The organism is Bathymodiolus thermophilus thioautotrophic gill symbiont (assembly GCF_003711265.1).
Lineage (GTDB): Bacteria > Pseudomonadota > Gammaproteobacteria > PS1 > Pseudothioglobaceae > Thiodubiliella.
This window is the reverse complement of the sequence record NZ_CP024634.1, coordinates 1,777,414-1,799,527: the sequence shown is the minus strand read 5'-3', so window position 1 is coordinate 1,799,527 and position 22,114 is coordinate 1,777,414. Positions and strand designations below refer to the sequence as shown.

The window sequence follows — 22,114 nt, the reverse complement described above, 5'->3', positions numbered from 1 at the left end:
CTTTAATTGGCGTCCTTGAGTGGATTCGAACCACTGACCTGCCGCTTAGGAGGCGGCTGCTCTATCCAGCTGAGCCACAAGGACAAAATTATCCGTATTTTACAATATTTACACAAAAGTCTCACAGTATAATTTAAGCATTTTATTAGATAAGAAAAATATCATGAAAAATATTAAGATTGAAGACCGGTTAATTTTTGCCTTAGATGTGCCAGAAGTAGGGCAAGCCAAAGATTTGGTTAACCAACTTGACGATAGTGTTACCTTTTATAAAATCGGCATGGAAATGTTAATGACAGGGCAATATTTTCAACTAATGGACTGGCTAATCGCCAAAGACAAAAAAGTATTTGTTGATTTAAAGTTTTTTGATGTGCCAGAAACAGTCGGCAGAACGATTAAACGACTAAGCCAATATGGCGCCACTTTTGCCACCATCCACGGCAATCAAGCGCTAATGGAAAAAGCCGCCGAAAACAAAGGCGACCTTAAAATCCTAGCAGTAACTGCACTCACTAGCCTAGACAGAGGAGATTTGGATGATTTAGGCTTTAAATGCGATGTGCAAGATTTGGTTATTTCTCGTGCTAAACGCGCCTTTGAGGCAGGATGTGATGGCGTCGTGTCCTCAGGTTTGGAAGTCCCATTTTTGCGTGAATATGTTGACAACAAACTGATTGCCGTAACCCCCGGCATTCGTCCCGTAGCCAATGATGATGACCAAAAACGCGTCGTTGATGTGGCAACAGCATTTAAATCTGGATCGGATTATATTGTTGTCGGCCGCCCCATTAAAAATGCCAACAATCCTTATCAAGCTGCCAGTGAAATTCAAAATATTATTAAAACTTGTTTCTAACAAGCTTTTCGGTATAATTCCCCATTCTCCAATAGTCGCGTAGCTCAGTTGGTTAGAGCACTACCTTGACATGGTAGGGGTCGGTGATTCGAATTCACTCGCGACTACCAAATTATAAAAAAGCCTCGTTTTTACGGGGTTTTTTTCTAAGTAAGTGGCAATTTAACCCCCATTCTCACAAGTATTGACAGTAAAAAAAATCTATTGTAACCAGCCAAATATTTTTTGTATTTAAAGTCAGATATGCAAAAAAAACACAAACATGCGTTTTTATGGGATAATTCACCTCTTATTGAAATTACGAAAAAATATCAATAAACAGAAAAATCTAGCAACATCACCGTCCTCAATGATACAGTTGGCACCTGTATATTACCTTCATTCGCCATTATTTGGAAATACACAGAAATATAACCATTAATATCAACTTAGGATTTATTATGAACACATTTAATCGCTTTATTGTCACCCCATTTTGCCTATTAGTCTTATCAATACAAGCGCTAGCCATTGACTTCACCCAGGCCACTAAGGATACAAACTACATTATTAGTGACACGCAGGACACCATACGAGTTACATTTGATGGTTATGCACTCTCTTATTTAGACATTTCCGATACAGTATACTTTGACGAAAATAATAATATACTTATCACGAGTGTTCTTGATCAAACTGGTGTTGACGCTGCTGTTATTTCAACTATGAAATTCGAAAATTTTGAGTATACCACTGCTACGCATAAAGTTTGGGATTTGATAATTGATTATTGGACTCTTAAAAAAATGAGAGAACACGGTGGCAAGAGATTCACCCTCCAAACATATGATGGTGGTGCAGTTGCTGGTGCAAGCATCAATGGTGCACTAAGCGATGACATGCCCCAAAGAACCCTTAACCTCTGCTGGGAAGACTGTGGAGTACTCGCTATTACCTCCACCAACACACTTTCTATCAATGAAGGGGTGGGAAATACCACTCACACCCTCATCGCTAGCGATACCGCTGCTACTTTCAGCATTATCGAAAACACCAGCGGCTTTTTCAGCCTCAGCGGTACCAACAACGCAACCCTAACCTTCAACGGCACCACCACCGATTATGAAGTTACAAAATCCTACGCTGTCAAAATCAAAGCCACCACAGGAAATGGAAACGCAGAAAACGCAGAACAAATCATTACCGTCAACCTAGTTGATGTAAACGACAACGCCCCTACCGAAATTTCTCTAACAGGCGATATCTATCTATACACAGGTATTATTGAAGATAACAAAAGAAAAGTATATGACAAAGCCTCCTCCGGCACAGTTGCCACATTAACTACCGCTGATGTTGATACTAACAACACCTTTACTTACACATTGATTGATAATGAAAAAAACACTTTTAAAATTTCAGAGGATGGTACAAAATTAGAACTTAATGGGGTAGATGTTGACTATGAAACTAATATTGACAAATCACTCTCTTTTAGTATTAAAGTCAACGATGGTAATCATGAATTTATCCAAAGCTTTAAACTTGAAATTAAAGATATGGATGACAATTCCCCCTCAAATATCCTCATCAATACCACTGATATTGCCAATAACACCTCTGCTGGTATGCAAGTTGCTTATTTTTCTGCCGTAGATGTAGATACAGTTGGCACGCATATCTTTACCCTTTATGATCTTAATGACAATGATGGCGCTGACGCTGATAACAACAAATTCACCCTAAGCACAGACGGTAAATTAAGCATTAAAGAAACCGTTAATTTTGCCACTCAAGCACAATATAAACTTTCTATTTCTGTTGAGGATGGAATTGGCAGAGTAACAAGAAATTTTACTTTGAATGTTATTAAAGGACTTGCTATTACCTCGCCAGCCATTGCCACCGTAATTGAAAACACCGACAAAGTTATTACGCTTACTAGCAATAAAAGTAACACAACTTTCGCCATCACAGGCGGCACAGATCAAACCAAATTCACCCTTAACGGCACACAACTCACCTTTACAGCCACCGACTTTGAAGCCAGAGCTGATGACAACACCTATGAAGTTGAAATCACTGCCAGTAAAACAGGTGAAACCAATGCCGCTCAAACACTAATAGTTACTGTAACCGACCTCAACGATGAAACCCCCAGCAATATTGACTTCGTTGGCTCTAGTAATATCACTGAAGACACTGCCACTGGTGCCGAATTAGGCACTCTCTCTACCACCGATGCTGATACAGGGGATACCTTTACCTACACCCTAGAAAACAACAGTGCGGCTTATTTTGCCATCGATGGCAATAAACTAAAACTCGCCAAAACAGTAGACTACGAAAGCACCAAAACCCTCAATATCACAGTTAAAGTAACCGATGGCAATAATCATTCATTTAGCAAAACCTTTGACTTCGCCATTACCGATGCTAACGACATTGCCCCCAGTAACATTCAACTCAGCACCACCATTATCGCCGACAACACAACAACTGGCACCACCATTGCCACCATTACAGCCACCGACACAGATACCACAGGCGAGACTATCGTTTACACCCTCGGCGGTACTGACGCAAACAGTTTCAGCATTAATGGCAGTCAATTAAAAATGGCACAGAATGTTGTTTTTGCCACCAAATCCAATTACAGCATTAGCATTACTGCTTCTGATGGTGTGAACACTTCTGTTGCTGCGAACTTTACCCTTAGCGTAAAACAAGATTTTGCTATCACCTCATCAGCCACTGCTACTGCCATTGAAAATACCGATAAAACCATTAACCTTGTTGCCAATAGAATAGGCACAAGTTTTGCCATTACAGACGGTGCAGATAAAGCCAAATTTACCCTAAATGGCACAACACTCACCTTTGCCGCCACCGACTTTGAAGCCAGAGCCGACAACACTTATGAAGTTGAAATCACCGCTAGCAAAATAGGCGAAAATGACACCACTCAAACACTAATAGTTACTGTAACCGACCTCAACGATGAAACCCCCAGCAATATTGACTTCGCTGGCTCTAGTAATATCACTGAAAACACTGCTACTGGTGCCGAATTAGGCACTCTCTCTACCACCGATGCCGATACAGGGGATACCTTTACCTACACCCTAGAAAACAACAGTGCAGCTTATTTTGCCATCGATGGCAACAAACTAAAACTCGCCAAAACAGTAGACTACGAAAGCACCAAAACCCTCAATATCACAGTTAAAGTAACCGATGGTAATAATCATTCACTTAGCAAAACCTTTGACTTCGCCATTACCGATGCTAACGACATTGCCCCCAGTAACATTCAACTCAGCGCCACCACTATCGCCGACAGCACAACAACTGGCACTACCATTGCCATCATCACAGCCACTGACACAGATACCACAGGCGAGACTATGGTTTACACCCTCGGCGGTACTGACGCAAACAGTTTCAGCATTAATGGCAGTCAATTAAAAATGGCACAGAATGTTGTTTTTGCCACCAAATCCAATTACAGCATTAGCATTACTGCTTCTGATGGTGTGAACACTTCTGTTGCTATGAACTTTACCCTTAGCGTAAATCAAGACTTTGCCATTACCTCATCAGCCACTGCCACTGCCACCGAAGAAACCGACAAAATCATTAACCTTACCGCCAATAGAATAGGCGCAACTTTTAACATCATAGGCGGTGCAGATAAAGCCAAATTCACTCTAAATGGCGCAACACTCACCTTTGTCGCTACCGACTTTGAAGCCAGAGCCGATGACAACACTTATGAAGTGGAAATTACTGCCAGCAAAACAGGCGAAGATAACGCTATTCAAACCATCATCGTTACCCTTAACAATATATTTGAAAACACCATTGCCATTAACGACCAAGCCCTATCTGTCGACGAAAATGCATCCATAGATGACAACATCGGCACCTTAGTCACCACAGGCACAGTAACAGCTTTCACCATTAGCACTGGTAATGACGACGGCTTCTTTAAAATCAACAATACAGGGAGAATCCAAGTTGCAAGAACAGACTTGGATTACGAAACCAAACAAAGCTACACCCTCACAGTAAAAATTGAAGGCGATGATGCTAAAGATGAAACCGCCCAAATCACTATCACCATTAACAACCTACTAGAAAACACCCTTGCCATCGCTGATCAAACCCGAAGTGTTGAAGAAAGCGCAATCACTGACACCAACATCGGCGCCCCCCTCATTACTACAGGTACAATAACAACCTTCAGCATTACTGCTGGCAACGACAAAAACTTCTTTAAAATTGACAATATAGGGCAAATCCAAGTCGCAAAAACAGGCTTAGACTACGAAACCAAACAAAGTTACACTCTCACAGTCAAAATTGAAGACGCCGACGCCGAAGATAAAACCGCCCAAATCAACATCGAAATCACCGATGTTGACGACATCGCCCCCACCAACATCATCCTAACTCACAATAACATCACACTCAATGCACCCATTGGCACAATCATAGGCACCTTGTCCGCAACTGATATAGACACTGATATAGACACTAAAGATTTAACCTATAGCGTCGTCAACAATACTAATTTTGAAATTACTGGCAACCAACTAAAAGTCAAAACCACACCCAGCACAGTAGCCACACTCAACCTCAACATTACCGCCAGTGACGGTACTAACACTTCCACCCCACAAGCCTTTACCATTGCCGTAGTCGACAACAGTACACCGATAATCAAACAATTCATCGTAACTCAAGATGGTAACAATGGTCGCCTCATTAGTAAAAATGGCGGTGATGTTACTGTGCAAGCCGTCGTGAGTGCATTATCTTACACTTGGGACTCTAGTAGCCTTACTAATAAAAATAGTAGCGACAGCACAACTTTTGTTTTTGACCCCACAAATATAAATAGTGGCACCCATGCAATCAAATTAAAAGTAGAGGCCAGCAGTAACTACTCAGAAAGAATCCTGAAACTTAAATTGATTGCAGAAAGCATCACCAGTAACGACAGCGATGGTGACGGTATTCCCGATGACAAAGACACCAGTAACGCCAATAATAAAATCCAAGCAGGCGAGGGTAAAGCCATTATTAGTACAATAACAGACGCTAAAATATTGCTAGGCGTCATGGGCGAATATTCTGGACAATTAACCCTTGACCAAGTAAAGGGTTACCTGGCAGCCAACAATTTGACTAATAACGCCAACAACGCATCAACTATTGGTGATATTTATGACTATGTAGTTGAAGGTTTGGGCGCTACTACTTTCGCTGAAGTGATTATCGAACTCAGCACTGCAATCCCTGCGGCGGCAGAGTTATACAAATATTCGCTGGTAAATGGTTGGTCTGGTTTTGTGACTAATGATGACAATACAATCAAATCCAAAACAAGTGAAACTTGCACCGATAATAGTCCATGGGAAATTGGATTATTCACAGGTGCAACTTGCCTTAAACTCACCATTAAAGACGGTGGCGAAAACGACACCGATGGCAACCAAGTTAATAACAAAGGCCAAGTTAATGGCGTAGTTGAAAGTACCGTTTCAATAGTAATTCCGACTCCCAGTGACATTGGTGGCAGTGGAGATAGCGGCAGTGGTGGCGGTGGTTGTGTTTACAACCCCAATGCACCCGCTAGATTTGATATGGGCTTTATTCTGTTAATGGTATTAGGCGCTTATTATTTGCTCAGAAGAAAACGCCGACTTATTCGTTAAGCTTTTAACCGAAAGGTCTCATATAGTTTATTGTCAGTGCTAAATGGATTAAGCAGCCCAAAAAACAAGGAAAAAAGGTAATAAAAAAGGGCTTACCTCTAATCTTTTTAGGCTTTAGTATTATCTTTGCCATTTAGTCCCCATGAACCTTATTTTTTATGGATAATGTTAATTTTTGTAGAAGTGAGTATTGTAATAAGATTTCTATCATAAATATGAATAATCATCAAGAACCCATTTTTACCCATTTGACAATTCTTCTAGCGACATCCAGCAGTTCTTTAGGCGAGTAAATTCCAGCCGTAAGGAACAATTTTTAACCGTTTATTCTCTACTGGAACAAGTTTTAAAAAATCACCAAGTGGGCAAAAGTTGAATTTTTCTCATCGTTCATATTTATGTAAAAGTCATCATAATATATTATGACTGAACTAAATCAAATAACCCTTACTTTTATTCAGCAAACGCTTAGCCGTTTTATCTGTGGTTTTTACACTCGTTTTCAAGCAGAGTTTAAGATCGAAAAATATTTTATTTTCTTAGCCAGGAGTTCCTTGTGACTGTTTTTAATCGATTTATCGTTAGTACTTGTTTACTAATGCTTAGTGCTCAAGCTTTCTCAACTCCAGCCCTTGTCATTACCTCTGCCAGCACCTTGGTTGTAAACGAAGCTACAAATATATACCACACTCTAACCGCCAATAATGCCAATGCTACTTTCAGTATTATTGAAAGTAATCACTTGTTCAGTCTCAGTGGCAATAACAATGCAACCCTAAATTTCAGAGGTGTTGAAACTGACTTTGATAAGGGTATTAAGTCTTATGTTGTCAAAGTTAAAGCCAGTACTGGCACTACCATCGCCAGAAATGCCGAGCAGACCATTACCATTACCATTATTGATGTCAATGACGAAACGCCTACCGACATCACCATTTCGGATAATAAGGTCAAAGAATCTGATTATTGGATTGTTTCCATTGATCCCGAAAAATCTGTACATGACATTGACCATTTCTTAGTGGGAAACTTCGGTGCAATTGATGCTGATGCGAATGATACTTTTCATTATTCTTTAACAGAAGACGCAGGTGTATTTTTAATTTATGGGACAGAGTTGAGAGCTGTTAGCCTTATTGATTATGAAACTTCTGAGAGTAAAAACATAAAAATTGTGGTTAAAGTAACAGATGGCGCTGGACATACTTTTTCAAAAGAATTTATCATTGACATTATTAATGATAACGACACCCCTCCAACAAACCTTGTGCTTAACACTTACACTATCATGGCTGGCACGCTTGCCAATACACAAATTGCCACAGCCAGTGCCTACGATCCAGATAGCGAAATACTAGAATACTACATAATAACCGGCATAGAGGGAAACGGTCGTAATGATGATTTTGCGAGCTTTGCAATGACCAAAGACGGTAAATTCAGCATCACGGAAGACGCTATTTCTAGTGGCGATCCAGAAAATCCTAAAATATACAAAGTGATTATAGTTGTAAAGGATGGAATTCATGAGCAATTTGAGTATCTCAGATTACCTGTGATATCTTATCTTTCTATTACATCCAGTAACATTTTTACTGCTGACGAAGGTGTAAGCACTAATTACACTTTAACTGCTAATGACATTGCTGCCACTTTCAGTATTGAAGACGATAGCAGTGGCTTATTCAGTCTTAGTGGCTCCCATAACCAAATCCTAAGTTTTAACGCCACTAACCTTAGTTTTGAAAATAACACTAATTCTTATACCGTCAAGGTTAAAGCCAGCGCTGGCACTAGAAACACCGAACAAACCATCACCTTTAGCCTCTCCGATGTCAACGAAGCCCCTACCGATATCGCACTTTCCAGTGTTACCGTGATAGAAAACACTACCACCGTCGGTACACTAACCAATACTGATGACGCACTAGGCACAGAGACTTATTCATTAATTTCAGGTTTTGGTGATAATGCCAGTTTCAGCATTACTGGCGCAACACTGTCTTTAAACGCAGTAGCAGATTATGAAAGCAAAACCTCATACAGTATTAAAGTGCGAGCCACAGACGGTAACTTATTTTTTGACAAGGCATTCACCATTGCCATTACCGATGTCAATGACACTGCCCCTAACAACATAGTCCTAAGCGCTACTATTATCAATAACGGCACAAAAAGCGGCACTATAATTGCTTTGCTTTCTGCCACCGATGTAGATACCGTTGGTACATTGACTTACACTCTCAGTGGCGATGATGCATCTAGTTTCAGCATTAACGGCAATCAATTAAAAATGGCACAAGATGTTACTTATTCCACTAAATCTAATTACAGCATTAACATAACGGCTAACGATGGCATAAATACTTCTGCCGTTACAGCGTTCACCCTTAATGTTGCTGCCGCTAACTTAAACCCCGCTAACATTACCAATACCAATGTGGTGCGTGATGAAGGTAGCGCCCTTACCGCCCTCACTATCACTGCCACCAATGAGCCTAACGATCAAACCTTGACTTATGAAATCTCAGGCACAGACGCAGGACTTTTTAATCTAAATGGCAACATCGTTACCTTTAAAACTGCTCCCGACTACGAGGCACCAAGTGACAATGACAGTAACAACATCTACGATCTTGTGTTAAAAGTCAACGACACAGTTTCTACCACCTTGAAGGCTATTACCATTACTGTGGAAAATGTCATAAAAGGCGATTTAACTATTGCTGACCAAAGCCGAGCTGTTAAAGAAAACTCATCTGTCAATGTCGCAGTCGGCACTCCCCTGGTAACCACAGGAGAAGTAACAACCTTTACCATTGACGCTGGTAATAGTGATGGCTTCTTCACAATCAACAACACAGGGCAAATCCAAGTAGCAAAGATAGGTCTAGACTATGAAACTAAAAAATCCTACCTCCTTACAGTCAAAATTAGCAATAGTAGCGCAGAATATAAAACCGCCAAAATCACCATCACCATTAATGACATTAATGATGTCGCTCCCACTAATATTGACCTAACCAGGAAAAACATCGCATCCAATGCAACTGCTGGTGCAATCGTAGGCACCTTGTCTGCAACTGATACAGATACAGACGATAACAGTTTGACCTACTATGTGGATGATGCCACCAATTTTGAAATTATGGGCAATCAGCTAAAAATCAAAGTTGATGCTACTGCAATCACATTCCCAGCCACCATTACTATTACCGTCAGCGACAACGCCTTTCCCCCTACAAAAGACTTTACCATTACCAAAACCACCATTGAGTCTGACATTGTTCCAGTGATTAATCAATTCATCGTAACCCAAGGTGAAAATAACGGTCGGATAATTAGTAAAGCCGGTGGAACAGTTGCCATTAATGCCTTAGTAACAGCAGAAACTTATAATTGGAGTAGTTCTGATATCGCTGACACAAGTAACGATACAATTTTCTCTTTTGACCCCAGTAGCATAGACACCGGTATTCTGACAATTAAATTAAAGGCTGAGACCAACAACCATTTATCAGAAAGAGTTTTAAAACTTAAACTGATTGCTGGAAATATCAACAGCGAGAACAATGACAATGACAGTGATGGCATTCCCGACAACAAAGACACCAATGCTGAAAGTAATAAAATCCGAGCAGGTGAGGGTAAAACCATCACCAGTTCAGCAGACACTAAAATATTGCTAGGTACCATGGGTGAAGATTCCGGGCAATTAACCCCTGATCAAATAAGGCAATATCTAGTAGCCAATAATTTGACTAATAACGCCAACGATACATTGACCACTGGCGATATCTATGACTATGTAGTTGAAGGCTTAAGCGCCGTTGGCGACTCCACTCAAGTAACTATCGAACTCACTACCGCAATCCCTAAGGATGCAGAGTTGCGTAAATATTCATTAACAAGTGGTTGGAGTAATTTTGTGGTTAATGGCAACAATGTGCAATCTAAAATAAGCACAGGCAATGCTTGTACCGATGATAGCGCTACTTGGCAAACTGGATTGATCACAAATGCAACTTGTCTTAAATTAACCATCAAAGACGGCGGTGCAAACGATACCGATAGCGATCAGGCCAACGGCGTGGTTGAAAGTACCGTTTCAATAGCAACGCCTATTGTCATTGATGACAATGGCGGTAATAACGATGATAGCAGTAGCAGTAGTGGCGGTGGTTGTGTTTATAATCCTAATGCCCCTGCTAGATTTGATATGGGCTTTATCCTATTGATGACATTAGGCACTTATTATTTAATTAGAAGGAGACGCCGATTTATTCGTTAATTTTTTTAGCCTATAAAAAAACAATAAGGGTCGCTATTTTAGCGGCCCTTATTATTTGTGCTTTAGTTTATCCCTGTATGACGATATTAAAAACAAACCTTGCAAAAGTAGTTAAATCCCGTTCTGCCCCCAAGTTCTGCTTGGGAATGCATAACACCGCCAAGCAACAATATTGGCAGTTGCTTTTTATTGTTATATCTTTGCTTCTAAACTCAAGTATGCGTTTTCATACAGAGTAACTTGGCGTGTAAAGCCAGTCAGCATCAAAGATTTGTCCTATTTTTTTTGTATTTTGTTTACGACTTAAAGAATGGGCAATCTGGATTTCGTTTATGATGTTCAAAATGTGCACCTACAGAACCACCACTTTTGTGAGCACGAACCAGTTGACGGCATTTAGTGCATAAATAATCCTCTCTATTTACACCTCTATTGTCCGCCTGATCTCTTAATGTTAGCGCTTTGTTTATACTTATTGTGTTTCCATTCATGATACATTCAGTCATGGTAGGCATTTTTATCTTCATGTTTTGTTTTTTTAAAGATCATTTACTACCCTGCATACACTGCCAAGCAACAATATTAACTTTATTAAAGAAAATATTAGCAGTTGTTTTTTTATTGTATCTTTGCCTTCAAACTCAGGCATACATCCCTAAGCAGAACTTGGGAACGAGAAAATAAAGCCTTGCTTGATAAGGAGTGGCTTATAAAAAAGGAACGAAGTAACCAGTTTTCTTTCTGTAATCTTGATAATTAGAAAAGCGCTGGGTAAGGAATTTTTCTTCTAAATTGGACTTTAGTATCAAAATGACGGTTAATGCCAAAAGGGCAAGTTGTGAGAATAGATGGTTGTTGCTTAGGGCGAGTGCTAGGCATAGGGTAAGTGCGCTGGTGTACATTGGGTGGCGTACCCAGCGATAGATGCCGTTCGTGATTAATTTATGTTGACTTTTTAGGGTGGGTTGCATGTTGAAATTATCTAATTTCATTGCCATGATGGCACTGAGTCCGATGATAAAACCGATGCCGAGTAGGGCGTAGTTGAATGCATTGAAAGAATCAAGGCGTGTGTTAAAAATAAGATAAAAGATACAACTGAATTGAATGATGACATAAATCATAATATAGGATGGGTGCTTGGTAGTTATAATACACATTATTATATCACTAATTTATAAACTAAAAATGCAAACTAACTATGACATTGTTATTATTGGCGGTGGGCCAGCAGGACTAAGCTTTGCTTGCTCGATGATGGGTACTAATGTGCGGGTTTTGGTGGTGGAAAAATCCAATTTGGAAGCGATTTCTAAGCCAACTTATGACGGTAGGGAGATTGCGTTAACGCATTTGTCTCTTCGTATTTTGAAGAAGTTAGGTGTTTGGGCGTTGATAGATCAGAATGAGGTGTCTTTACTTAAAGAGGCAAAGGTTTTTGATGGCGATTCGACTTCGTTGTTGAATTTTAAATCTGAGGGTTCTGGTGTTGAGGCGTTGGGTTATTTGGTGCCAAATTACCAGTTGCGACAAGCGTTATATCAGCGTGTGTTGCAAGCGGATAATATTACGGTGATTACTGATACTTCGGTAGAGAATGTGGATTATTGTGGGGTACATTCAAAGGTTATTTTTGCAGATGAGACCACGGTTGAGGCTAAATTGGTGATTGCTGCAGACAGTCGTTTCTCTAATATTCGTCGTAAGGTGGGTATTCCGTCTATTATGAAAGATTTTTCCAAGGTAATGATTGTAACGAAGATGAAGCATGAGAAAAGTCATCAAAACACGGCTTTAGAATGTTTTGATTATGGGCAAACTTTGGCGCTATTGCCAATGATAGGAAATGAGTCTTCTGTGGTGTTGACTGTGGCAGCAAATAAGTCTCAGGCGCTAATAGAAATGAGTGAAGAGGACTTTAACGCCAAAATGACAAAAGATTTTAGAGGGGAATTAGGGCAGTTAACGCAAGTGGGTGAGCGTCATTTTTATCCATTGGTGGGTGTGCATGCGCAGACTTTTATTGCCAATCGTTTTGCATTGATTGGTGATGCGGCTGTGGGTATGCATCCGGTGACTGCACATGGTTTTAATTTAGGGTTGAGAGGGCAGGATATTTTAGCGACTTTGGTGCAGGAGGCGTTGATGCAGGGGCAGGATATTGGCGCACAGCCTTTGCTGAATTTGTTTGAAAGAAAGCATATTCATCTTACTAAAATAATGTTTTTTGGTACCAATGGTATTGTGGCATTATTTACCAATGATGCACCGATGGTGAAGCAAATTAGACGCTTTGTGCTGAATCTTGCTGAGCGTTTTCCGCCAATTAAGCATTTGATCACCCAGCATTTGACTGAATCTAGCAAAGGCGCTTTCCCTGCTTTAAAAAAGCGGTTGGGGAAATAATGCAGTTAGAGGTTTTTAAAGAGAAATATCAGGCATTACAATCCTCTTTAGAAGTGGATTTTTTAAAAAAACCTGATGCGGTAAAGGCGTTGGTACAGAGGCGTAGTGATGAGATAGACAGTTTGTTGTGTGATATTTGGCGTGGGTTTGAGGTAAGTAATCAGTTGTGTTTGGCGGCAGTGGGTGGGTATGGTCGTCGGGAGTTACATTTGTATTCTGATATTGATTTACTGATTTTGATTCCGAGTGGTTCACATAATGTGCATCAGGAAAACTTATCTAAATTTTTAACTTTCTTATGGGATGTCGGGTTGGAAGTTGGACATGCAACTCGTGATATAGCAGATTGTGTGGCGAATATTCACGATTTGAGCGTGGCAACGAATTTGTTGGAATCCCGTATTTTGATTGGCAAAGAATCGTTGTTCTTAAGGATGAAAGTGGTAATTAAGTCAAATGACTGGTCATCTCGGTCGTTTTTTGTTGGCAAGCAAAAAGAACAGTATGAGCGCCATTTAAATTATTCTAATACTGCTTATAATTTAGAGCCTAATCTTAAAGAAAGCCCTGGAGGGTTGCGAGATATTCAGACGGTAGCGTGGGTGGCAAAGTGGTATTTTGATGTTGATTTATTGTCTGATTTGGTGGAAAAAGAATATTTAACTCAAGGTGAATATGATTTACTAATAGAAGCGCAGTCATTTTTATGGAAAGTGCGTTTTGCCTTGCACATTATTGCTCAGCGTCGGGAAGACCGAGTGGCGTTTCAGTATCAACGCAAAGTGGCAAGTGTATTGGGGTATGAAGAGGGCGATAGTATTGCGGTTGAGCAATTTATGCGTGATTATTATCAAACAGCAACAAAAGTGGCGCGTTTGAATGATATTTTGTTGCAATTATTTGAAGAGAGTGTGTTGCATGTGCAGCATTTGAATGCGCGCTTTGTCATTAGTCATGGTTATATTTATATGACTGATAGTAAAGTTTTTACCGAACAGCCTTCTGCTTTTATTGAGATTTTTTTGCTGGTCGCTAAGCATAATTATGTAAGTGGTATTAGTGCAGATACACTGAGACAAATGCAAAAAGATATAGATTTAATAGGTGAAAACTATTATAAAAAACGCCAAAATAATCGTCTATTTATTGAGTTGTTGCAACAAAAGCAGGGGGTTAATAAGGCACTCAAATTAATGAATCGTTATGGCGTGTTAGAGCGTTATATACCTGCTTTTGGCAAGATAACAGGGCTGATGCAATATGATTTATTTCATGCCTATACAGTGGATCAGCACACTTTGTTTGTGATTCGTAATCTTAGGCGTTTTTTCATTGGTGAGTTTGCTCAAGAGTTTGCGTTATGTAGTGAGATTGCGACAGATATTGTCAAGCCTGAGTTGTTATTTTTAGCAGGTTTGTTTCACGATATCGCCAAAGGACGAGGGGGCGATCATGCAACTTTGGGTGCAAAAGATGCACAAGATTTTCTTAAACATCATAGCCTTAAAGCCAAAGATGTTGCTTTGGTCTCAAGTTTGGTAGAGCAGCATTTATTAATGACACAAGTGGCACAAAAGCAAGATTTAGACGATTTTGATGTGATTGAGCAGTTTGCCAAAACCGTGAAGTCGGTTGAATTTTTGGAATTTTTATACTTACTGACGGTAGCAGATATTCGTGCTACCAAAGAAGACTTGTGGAACAGTTGGAAGGATTCTTTGCTCAAGAAATTGTTTTACAAAACCAAAGAACACCTGCAAAAAACCCCAAAAGCACCGAGTATTACTGCCCAAGTGAAAGTGGTCAAACAAGCACTGGCAAAGGCGGTGATACAGCAAGGATACGATAGACAAAAAGCAGATGTAATGTTAGACACCTTGCCAAAAGATTATTTTTTACGCTATCAGGTAGATGATATTTTGTGGCATTTACAGTGCCTCACTAGGCAAAGTGGTAAGGCGATTAAAGTTTTGAGTCGTTTATCAGAACATAATGTGGTGGATATTTTTGTACACAGTGAGGATTCCAAGGGCTTGTTTTTTAAGTTAGTGAGTATTATTGAAAAATTAGGCTTGGATATTGTTGATGCCAAGATTTTAACCAGTAAAGACAACAAAACTTATAATACAATTAGCGTCTTGCAAGATGAAATCCTAGAGCACACTAATATCAATAAAGTGATAGAAGAAGAATTAACGCAACTTGTGCAATCTGGTGCTGATGTGAAGCAAATGAGTGACAAATATGCACATTATCACTTTGACCATAAAATGGAAATTACATTCTCACATAACGACACTTGGAACTTGACCGAAGTGGAAGTAAATGTGATTGACAAACAGGGGTTGTTGTCGAATATTGCCTATATTTTTTACCAGTTAGATTTTCATTTGGTCAATGCGAGAATCTCAACCATGGGTGAACGAGTAGAAGATGTTTTTTTTATCAGTAATGCTGATAACAAGCCTCTTAGCAAATTAGAGCAACAAACATTAAGTCAGTATTTACAAGAAAAATTGTAAAATAATATATCAAGTATATAAATAACGGTATAATTTGCCACAGCATCGTTTATTTCTAGCAATAAGGTTTTATAAGCAGTACAAGTCAAATTATGAATGATAAAATTAAAACAGTAACAGATGATTCTTTTGAATCAGATGTCATTAACGCATCACAAGTAGTATTAGTAGATTTTTGGGCACCGTGGTGTGGCCCTTGTAAGGCGTTAGCGCCAATTTTGGACGAAATTGCCGAAGAATATGATGGCAAGGTTGTCATTGCCAAAATAAATGTAGATGAAAATGACCAGATGCCACCAAAATATGGTGTGCGTGGCATCCCAACAATATTGCTATTTAAAGAGGGTGAGGTTGCCGCTACTAAAATGGGCGCTTTATCTAAGGCAGAACTTAGCACTTTTATTGATGCTAATATTTAGCTGAAACTTTCGCATAAATATGAATAATCACCAAGAATCCATTTCTTATCAACTTGGAATTTTTTCAAACCTTAGGCTTAAATTTGCCAAGAAAGGATTTGGAAAATTCACCAAGTTGATAAAAATTGAATTTTGTTAGCCATCTATATTTGAGACCTTTGCATAAATATGGATGATTAACAGGAATTCATTTTTTATTCATTTGGTAATTCTTTAAACTCAATCTTGCTAGGACAAGGTTTAAAGAGGTTGTCAATTGGACAAAAATTGAATTTTGTTAATCATCCATATTTACACAAAGGTCTTTATATAAAAGTTCCAATTTATAAAAAAATACAAACTCTTATGAGTTAGTTTTTACTCGTTATTGCGCAAGCAGTATTTACGCCAATCGTCTCAATTGGCATTTTTCCTTACACTTTACAAAAAAAATATGAAATTATCTGAATTAAAGCGTTCCACAGCTGCTGAATTATTAGAATTAGCACAATCTCTTGGTATTGAAAATATTTCTCGTGCCAAAAAGCAAGCCCTTATTTTTTCTATTCTAAAACACAAGGCCACTAACGATGAAGAAGTTATTGGCGACGGTGTTTTGGATATATTGCAAGAGGGGTATGGATTTTTAAGGTCTGCAGACGACTCTTATGTTTCTGGGCCAGATGATATTTATGTATCACCCAATCAAATTCGTCGCTTCAATCTTTCAACTGGCGATGTGGTTGCCGGCAAGATTCGTGCTCCCAAGAAAGGTGAAAAATATTTTGCCTTAGTGAAAGTCTATGAAGTGAATGACGAGGATCCAGATAATGTTAGAAACAGAATCCCGTTTGCCTCACTTACGCCATTACATCCCGATGAACGCATCAAATTAGAAATTGGTAATGGTGGCACCGAGGACATTACTGCACGCGTGATTGACCTTGTTGCTCCTTTTGGTAAAGGGCAAAGGGGTTTGTTAGTGGCGCCACCTAAGGCTGGAAAAACGATGATTATGCAAAATATTGCCTCTTCTATTTCCCGCAATCATCCAGAATGCGAATTGATTGTTTTGTTGATTGATGAACGCCCTGAAGAGGTAACTGAAATGGCACGCACTGTTCGTGGCGAAGTGGTTGCTTCTACTTTTGATGAGCCAGCAAAGCGCCATGTGCAAGTGGCTGAAATCGTTATTGAAAAAGCCAAACGCCGTGCAGAACAAGGCAAAGATGTTATTATTTTATTAGACTCCATTACTCGTTTAGCCCGTGCTTACAATACGGTTGCACCGTCTTCGGGTAAGGTATTGACGGGTGGTGTAGATGCAAATGCACTCCAGCGTCCAAAGCGTTTCTTTGGCGCAGCAAGAAATATTGAAAATGGGGGTAGTATTACCATTATTGCAACTGCTTTGATTGATACAGGTTCTAAAATGGACGAGGTTATTTATCAAGAATTTAAAGGCACGGGTAATATGGAATTACACCTTGAGCGTCGTTTGAGTGAAAAGCGTATATTCCCAGCTATTAATATTAATGCCTCTGGAACACGCCGTGAAGAATTGATTACTGATGAGAAGGAATTGCAAAAGATGTGGATTTTGCGTAAGATTTTGCACCCAATGGACACGGTGGAAGCGGCAGAATTTTTGATTGATCGCCTTAAGTTAAGCAAAACCAATGATGAATTTTTCGCCTCAATGTCACAAAAAAAATAAACGCGCACTTATGGGGAGATTTTTGCACAACTCAAATGCTATTTAAATGGAGGACACCTCCAAAAACCCCAATACAATTTATGAAAAGTATAAAACAGCACCTTTTTCATCCAAAAATTCATCAAATAGCGGGTTATTCTCCTAATTTTTGGCTAAAAAATGCACTATTTTCTAATTTCCCTAAATCACACTGGGGGTTCTAGAGGTGCCCTGGAGTAATGGTATTATTTTTTACTTAAAAATGGCGCACTTTATGCAAAGGTTTCTTATGATTAAAAAATCTCTTTATACTTAGGGTATGAGGAGATTTAGCAAAATACCTGGTTTTAAGCATGCCTGTTATCTAATTGATACGATTATTGCGAAATATTTAATGCGCAATGTGTGGGTGGTATCGGGTGCTATTTTCCTGATTATTAGTTTGGTAATTCTTGGTAATCAAGTGGTGCTAATGATACAAAAAAGTTTGGAATATGGTATTCCTACTGCTGATTTATTGCCATTGATTGTCTTTAATATGATTGGTGATATGTCTTTAATTTTATCCTTGTCTTTATTTTTGGCAATTATTCTTGCCATTAGTAAACTCTATCAAAGCTCAGAAGCCATTGTCATGAACTCACTTGGTGTTGGTGACAAACACTTTATGGTGTTTATTCAGCCGGTAGTGTTGCCTATTTTTATCTTTGTTTTATTGCTGACTACTTTGGTGGTACCTTGGACAAAGCAACAAAAAAACCTTGTTATGAGCCGTAGTGAACACACACCAGAGTTTGCTTTTATCAAACAAAAAGAATTTCAAGAATTTCAAGGGGGCGATATTATTTTTTATGCCACCAAAGTAACGGATGGTGTTAAAGACACACGCAAAATTATGGAAGAAGTGTTTATTTATGCTTTGGTAGGGGGTGAGCCTGTTATCACTTTGGCAAAAAAAGCGCAAAAATACACAGACCCAAGTACCAATAATATTTATTTACGCCTCAAAGATGGCGTTCGTTATCATGGTTTTTTAGGTAATGACAGCAAAAGAATTTTAAACTTTGATGGGTATGATTTGCAGATTATGGATGGTAAAAAGCAACAATCTGAGATGAGTAACACGCAAATAGAATCCCGTAGCACAATTGATTTATTCTATGCAGATGGCGCCAAAGAGGTGGCAGAATTTCAATGGAGGTTGTCACAGCCACTCAGTATTTTTATTTTGTCGTTTTTAGGGGTTTTGCTGGGTAAGGCATCTCCTAGGGGTGGGAAAAACTTAGGTGTGTTGTTTGGTGTTGCTATTTTTATTTTGTATAACAATGCTTTGATGATTGCCAAATCAGCGTTAGAACATGGGGGGAATTCTATATGGGGCGGATTGTGGTGGGTGCATCTGTTGATGTTTGGCTTTATTTTCATCCTGTATGGCTATCGATACGAAAAATTCAGAACACTGACGCGTTTTTTCGTAAGGCGTGTAAAATGACTTCACATTTTTAAAGGAACTTATAATACCATGTCATCCCAACCCAGTAAAATTTTAGAGGTTTTTGATAATCCAAACCCTGAGCGCGATTATGTTATTCAAATAGAATTACCAGAATTTACCTGCCTGTGTCCAAAGACAGGACAGCCTGATTTTGCCACGCTACATTTAGAATATATTGCAGATAAAGCCTGCGTTGAGTTGAAATCTTTGAAAATGTACATTTGGTCGTTTCGTGACGAAGGCGCTTTTCATGAGGCAGTTACCAATCAAATTTTAGAAGATTTGATAGTGGCAACCGATCCACGGTTTATGCGCCTTAAAGCTGTTTTCAATGTGCGTGGTGGTGTTTATACCACAGTGATTGCCGAACATCAACAACAAGGCTGGACGCCTAAAACTGTTGTTAATTTGTAACCGCATTTATGCTTGTAAGTAATTATGCAAAGAATTCGTAGCGTTTTTAAAAAAATATTTTTAGGCATCAAGTCCAATGCCAAGCCTGTTCGTCAATCTGTTAAGTTTAACGAAAAACTGTTAGATAAAAATGCATTAAAGGTTGTAAATACTATTCACAAAGCCGGCTTTGAAGTCTATTTGGTTGGTGGTTGTGTGCGAGATTTGTTGTTAGGTTTGAAGCCTAAAGATTTTGACATTGCCACCAATGCCAAACCCGAGCAAGTCAATAAACTTTTTAAACGCTCACGCTTAATTGGTAGGCGTTTTCGTTTGGTGCATGTGTTATTTGGTGCGCGTGATTTTATTGAAGTGGCTACTTTCCGTTCTGGAAAAGTGCAAACTGCCAAAAACGGCGTGATTGTGCGCGATAATCATTATGGCAAATTAGAAGATGATGTGGTGCGTAGAGATTTTAATATTAATGCTTTGTATTACGATATTCATAAGAAGGAAGTGATTGATTATGTTGGTGGTTTAGCAGATCTTGAAGCAGGTGAAATTCATGTGATTGGTGATGCTACAAAACGCTTTAAGGAAGATCCTGTGCGTATGATACGCGCAGTTCGTTTTGGTGAAAAACTTAAGGCAGAGATGAGCGAAGAAATCAAGGCTGCTATTTTAGAGCAGGCCCCTTTACTTGCCAATGTTTCGGCAGCACGCTTGTATGAAGAGTGTATTAAGTTGTTTCAGAATGAATATTCGTTTAAGGTGTATGAGCAGTTAGAGCGATATGGTTTGCTCAAACATTTATTTAAGCAAACGCATAAAAATGATTTTATCAAAAAAGCATGTAACAATACTTCTGATCGCATTAAAAGCGGCAAGCCAGTAACCCCTGCCTTTTTGTTTGCAGTATTCTTATGGCAAGCGCAAAATGAACGCTTTGTACTGATTAAAAAGAAACAGCGTTCTTTTAATTTGGCACAAATACAAGCCTGTGATGAAGCAATTATCAGTCAAATTAAGCAAGTGTCAATGCCACGATATTTAACTGCTAGAATGAAAGATATTTGGATAATGCAGTCAAAATTAGAAAAGATGCATCCTAAAAAAGTGCAACCCTTGTTAGCGCACCGAGGATTTAGAATTGCTTATGATTTTTTAGTATTGCGTTCGCAAAGTATTAATCCAGAACTTAAAGAAGCGGCAAATTTTTGGACTGAAGCACAATATAATAATGAAGTTTAAGACACCTGAGGCAACGCAGGCATTTTTGACACGGTCTATTTTAATCACAGGTTGCTCTAGTGGCATTGGTCTTTGTGTTGCCCAAGGGTTGAAGCAAGCGGGTTATCGAGTTTTTGCCACTGCCAGACAGTCCAAGGATGTAGAAAATCTTAAAACTCAAGGCTTTGAGAGTTATCAATTGGATTTGGCATCATCCGCATCTATTAAAGCGGCAATGCATGCTATTTTTGGACAAACTGAGTCGTTATACGGTCTAATTCACAACGGTGCTTATGGGCAAGTGGGGGCATTGGAGGATATTTCTCGTGAGGCGCTTGAGGAACAATTTCAGACCAATGTGTTTGGTTGGCATGAGCTGACTAATTTAGTGTTACCAAAGATGAAGCGTCAAAATGCTGGACGGATTATTTATTTGAGCTCGGTATTGGGCTTTGTGGCAATGCCATTTCGTGGACCTTATAATGCCTCTAAATTTGCGATTGAAGGTCTGGTTAATACTTTGAGATTGGAATTGGCGCACACCAAGGTGCAATTATCGCTGATTCAACCTGGACCGATTGAATCTGATTTTAGACTCAATGCCTATAAAGCATTTAGCAAGCATATTGACAAACAAAATAGCGATTACCGAGTCAATTATGAAAAAATGATTGTGCGCTTGCAATCAAAAGATTTGGCAGATTTTACTTTACCCGCAGAAGCGGTGCTAAAATGCTGTGTGCATGCACTCAGTGCAAAGCACGCAAAAATTCATTACCTAGTAACTTTTCCGACCAAATTATTTGCATTTTTGATTAGGATATTGCCCACTTGGCTAATGGATAAAATTTTATATAAAGCCGGTGGTGGCGGAGGCAGATAATGGCGAAAAAATTTGATTTTAATAAAGGCCTGAAAGATTTAGAAGTTATTGTACAAACTATGGAGAGTGGCGACCTCAACCTGGAGGATTCTTTAAAACATTTTGAACGAGGTGTTGTCTTAACACGCCAATGCCAAACAGCACTCAGTGAAGCGGAGCAAAAAATAGCCATACTTAGTGCAGATGACAATTACCATACCCAACAGCCTCTCATTCAAGATTCAAATAAAGAATCATAA

Annotated in this window: 14 protein-coding genes and 2 tRNA genes; 13 read left to right on the top strand and 3 right to left on the bottom strand. The window is 39.2% G+C overall.

Annotated features, from left to right (window positions below):
- Positions 1-7: 7 nt before the first annotated feature.
- Positions 8-84, bottom strand: a tRNA-Arg gene (locus MS2017_RS06295).
- Between the two features lie 79 nt (positions 85-163).
- Between MS2017_RS06295 and pyrF the strand changes: the two genes are divergently transcribed.
- The 4 genes from pyrF to MS2017_RS06275 all read left to right on the top strand — a co-directional run bounded on the left by pyrF (position 164) and on the right by MS2017_RS06275 (position 10,852).
- Positions 164-859: an orotidine-5'-phosphate decarboxylase gene (gene pyrF, locus MS2017_RS06290; RefSeq protein ID WP_122951632.1), complete on the top strand. Its 696-nt coding sequence runs from the start codon at positions 164-166 to the stop codon at positions 857-859.
- Positions 860-892: 33 nt separating this feature from the next.
- Positions 893-969 (top strand) — tRNA-Val (locus MS2017_RS06285).
- Between the two features lie 330 nt (positions 970-1,299).
- Positions 1,300-6,561 carry a beta strand repeat-containing protein gene (locus tag MS2017_RS06280; RefSeq protein ID WP_122951631.1) on the top strand — a complete coding sequence of 1,754 codons (5,262 nt, stop codon included), beginning with the start codon at positions 1,300-1,302 and terminating at the stop codon, positions 6,559-6,561.
- Between the two features lie 556 nt (positions 6,562-7,117).
- Complete coding sequence (locus MS2017_RS06275; RefSeq protein WP_122951630.1) at positions 7,118-10,852, top strand: cadherin repeat domain-containing protein; 3,735 nt, start codon at positions 7,118-7,120, stop codon at positions 10,850-10,852.
- A gap of 296 nt (positions 10,853-11,148) precedes the next feature.
- Here MS2017_RS06275 and MS2017_RS06270 read toward each other — a convergent pair whose 3' ends face one another.
- The gene (locus MS2017_RS06270; RefSeq protein WP_241156911.1) at positions 11,149-11,358 is read right to left on the bottom strand and encodes a hypothetical protein; all 210 of its coding nucleotides are present in this window, start codon (positions 11,356-11,358) and stop codon (positions 11,149-11,151) included.
- Positions 11,359-11,559: 201 nt separating this feature from the next.
- Positions 11,560-12,012 (bottom strand): methyltransferase family protein, encoded by a 453-nt coding sequence (locus tag MS2017_RS06265; RefSeq protein ID WP_084032287.1) that lies wholly within the window; start codon positions 12,010-12,012, stop codon positions 11,560-11,562.
- Between the two features lie 28 nt (positions 12,013-12,040).
- On the opposite strand from MS2017_RS06265, the gene ubiM reads away from it, so the two are divergent.
- From ubiM to MS2017_RS06220, 9 genes are all read left to right on the top strand, one after another.
- Positions 12,041-13,258: a 5-demethoxyubiquinol-8 5-hydroxylase UbiM gene (gene ubiM, locus MS2017_RS06260; RefSeq protein ID WP_122952232.1), complete on the top strand. Its 1,218-nt coding sequence runs from the start codon at positions 12,041-12,043 to the stop codon at positions 13,256-13,258.
- Positions 13,258-15,780, top strand: coding sequence for a [protein-PII] uridylyltransferase (gene glnD / locus MS2017_RS06255; protein WP_241156910.1), 2,523 nt, complete (start codon positions 13,258-13,260; stop codon positions 15,778-15,780). Before ubiM ends, glnD begins: the two co-directional genes overlap by 1 nt.
- A 92-nt stretch (positions 15,781-15,872) precedes the next feature.
- Positions 15,873-16,199, top strand: a complete 327-nt coding sequence (gene trxA / locus MS2017_RS06250; RefSeq protein ID WP_071563778.1) for a thioredoxin TrxA — start codon at positions 15,873-15,875, stop codon at positions 16,197-16,199.
- 433 nt (positions 16,200-16,632) lie between these two features.
- Positions 16,633-17,895 carry a transcription termination factor Rho gene (gene rho / locus MS2017_RS06245; RefSeq protein WP_122951628.1) on the top strand — a complete coding sequence of 421 codons (1,263 nt, stop codon included), beginning with the start codon at positions 16,633-16,635 and terminating at the stop codon, positions 17,893-17,895.
- Between the two features lie 298 nt (positions 17,896-18,193).
- On the top strand, positions 18,194-19,366 hold the full coding sequence (gene lptF / locus MS2017_RS06240; RefSeq protein ID WP_122951627.1) for an LPS export ABC transporter permease LptF: 1,173 nt from the start codon (positions 18,194-18,196) through the stop codon (positions 19,364-19,366).
- A gap of 30 nt (positions 19,367-19,396) precedes the next feature.
- On the top strand, positions 19,397-19,783 hold the full coding sequence (gene queF, locus MS2017_RS06235) for a preQ(1) synthase (protein ID WP_071563781.1): 387 nt from the start codon (positions 19,397-19,399) through the stop codon (positions 19,781-19,783).
- Positions 19,784-19,807: 24 nt separating this feature from the next.
- Complete coding sequence (pcnB, locus tag MS2017_RS06230; protein WP_071563782.1) at positions 19,808-21,013, top strand: polynucleotide adenylyltransferase PcnB; 1,206 nt, start codon at positions 19,808-19,810, stop codon at positions 21,011-21,013.
- A complete protein-coding gene (locus tag MS2017_RS06225; protein ID WP_206423652.1) occupies positions 21,003-21,875 on the top strand; it encodes an SDR family NAD(P)-dependent oxidoreductase in 873 nt (290 codons plus the stop codon). The genes pcnB and MS2017_RS06225 overlap by 11 nt, the downstream gene beginning before the upstream one ends.
- Entirely contained in the window at positions 21,875-22,114 is a 240-nt protein-coding gene (locus MS2017_RS06220) for an exodeoxyribonuclease VII small subunit (protein ID WP_122951626.1), read from the top strand. Before MS2017_RS06225 ends, MS2017_RS06220 begins: the two co-directional genes overlap by 1 nt.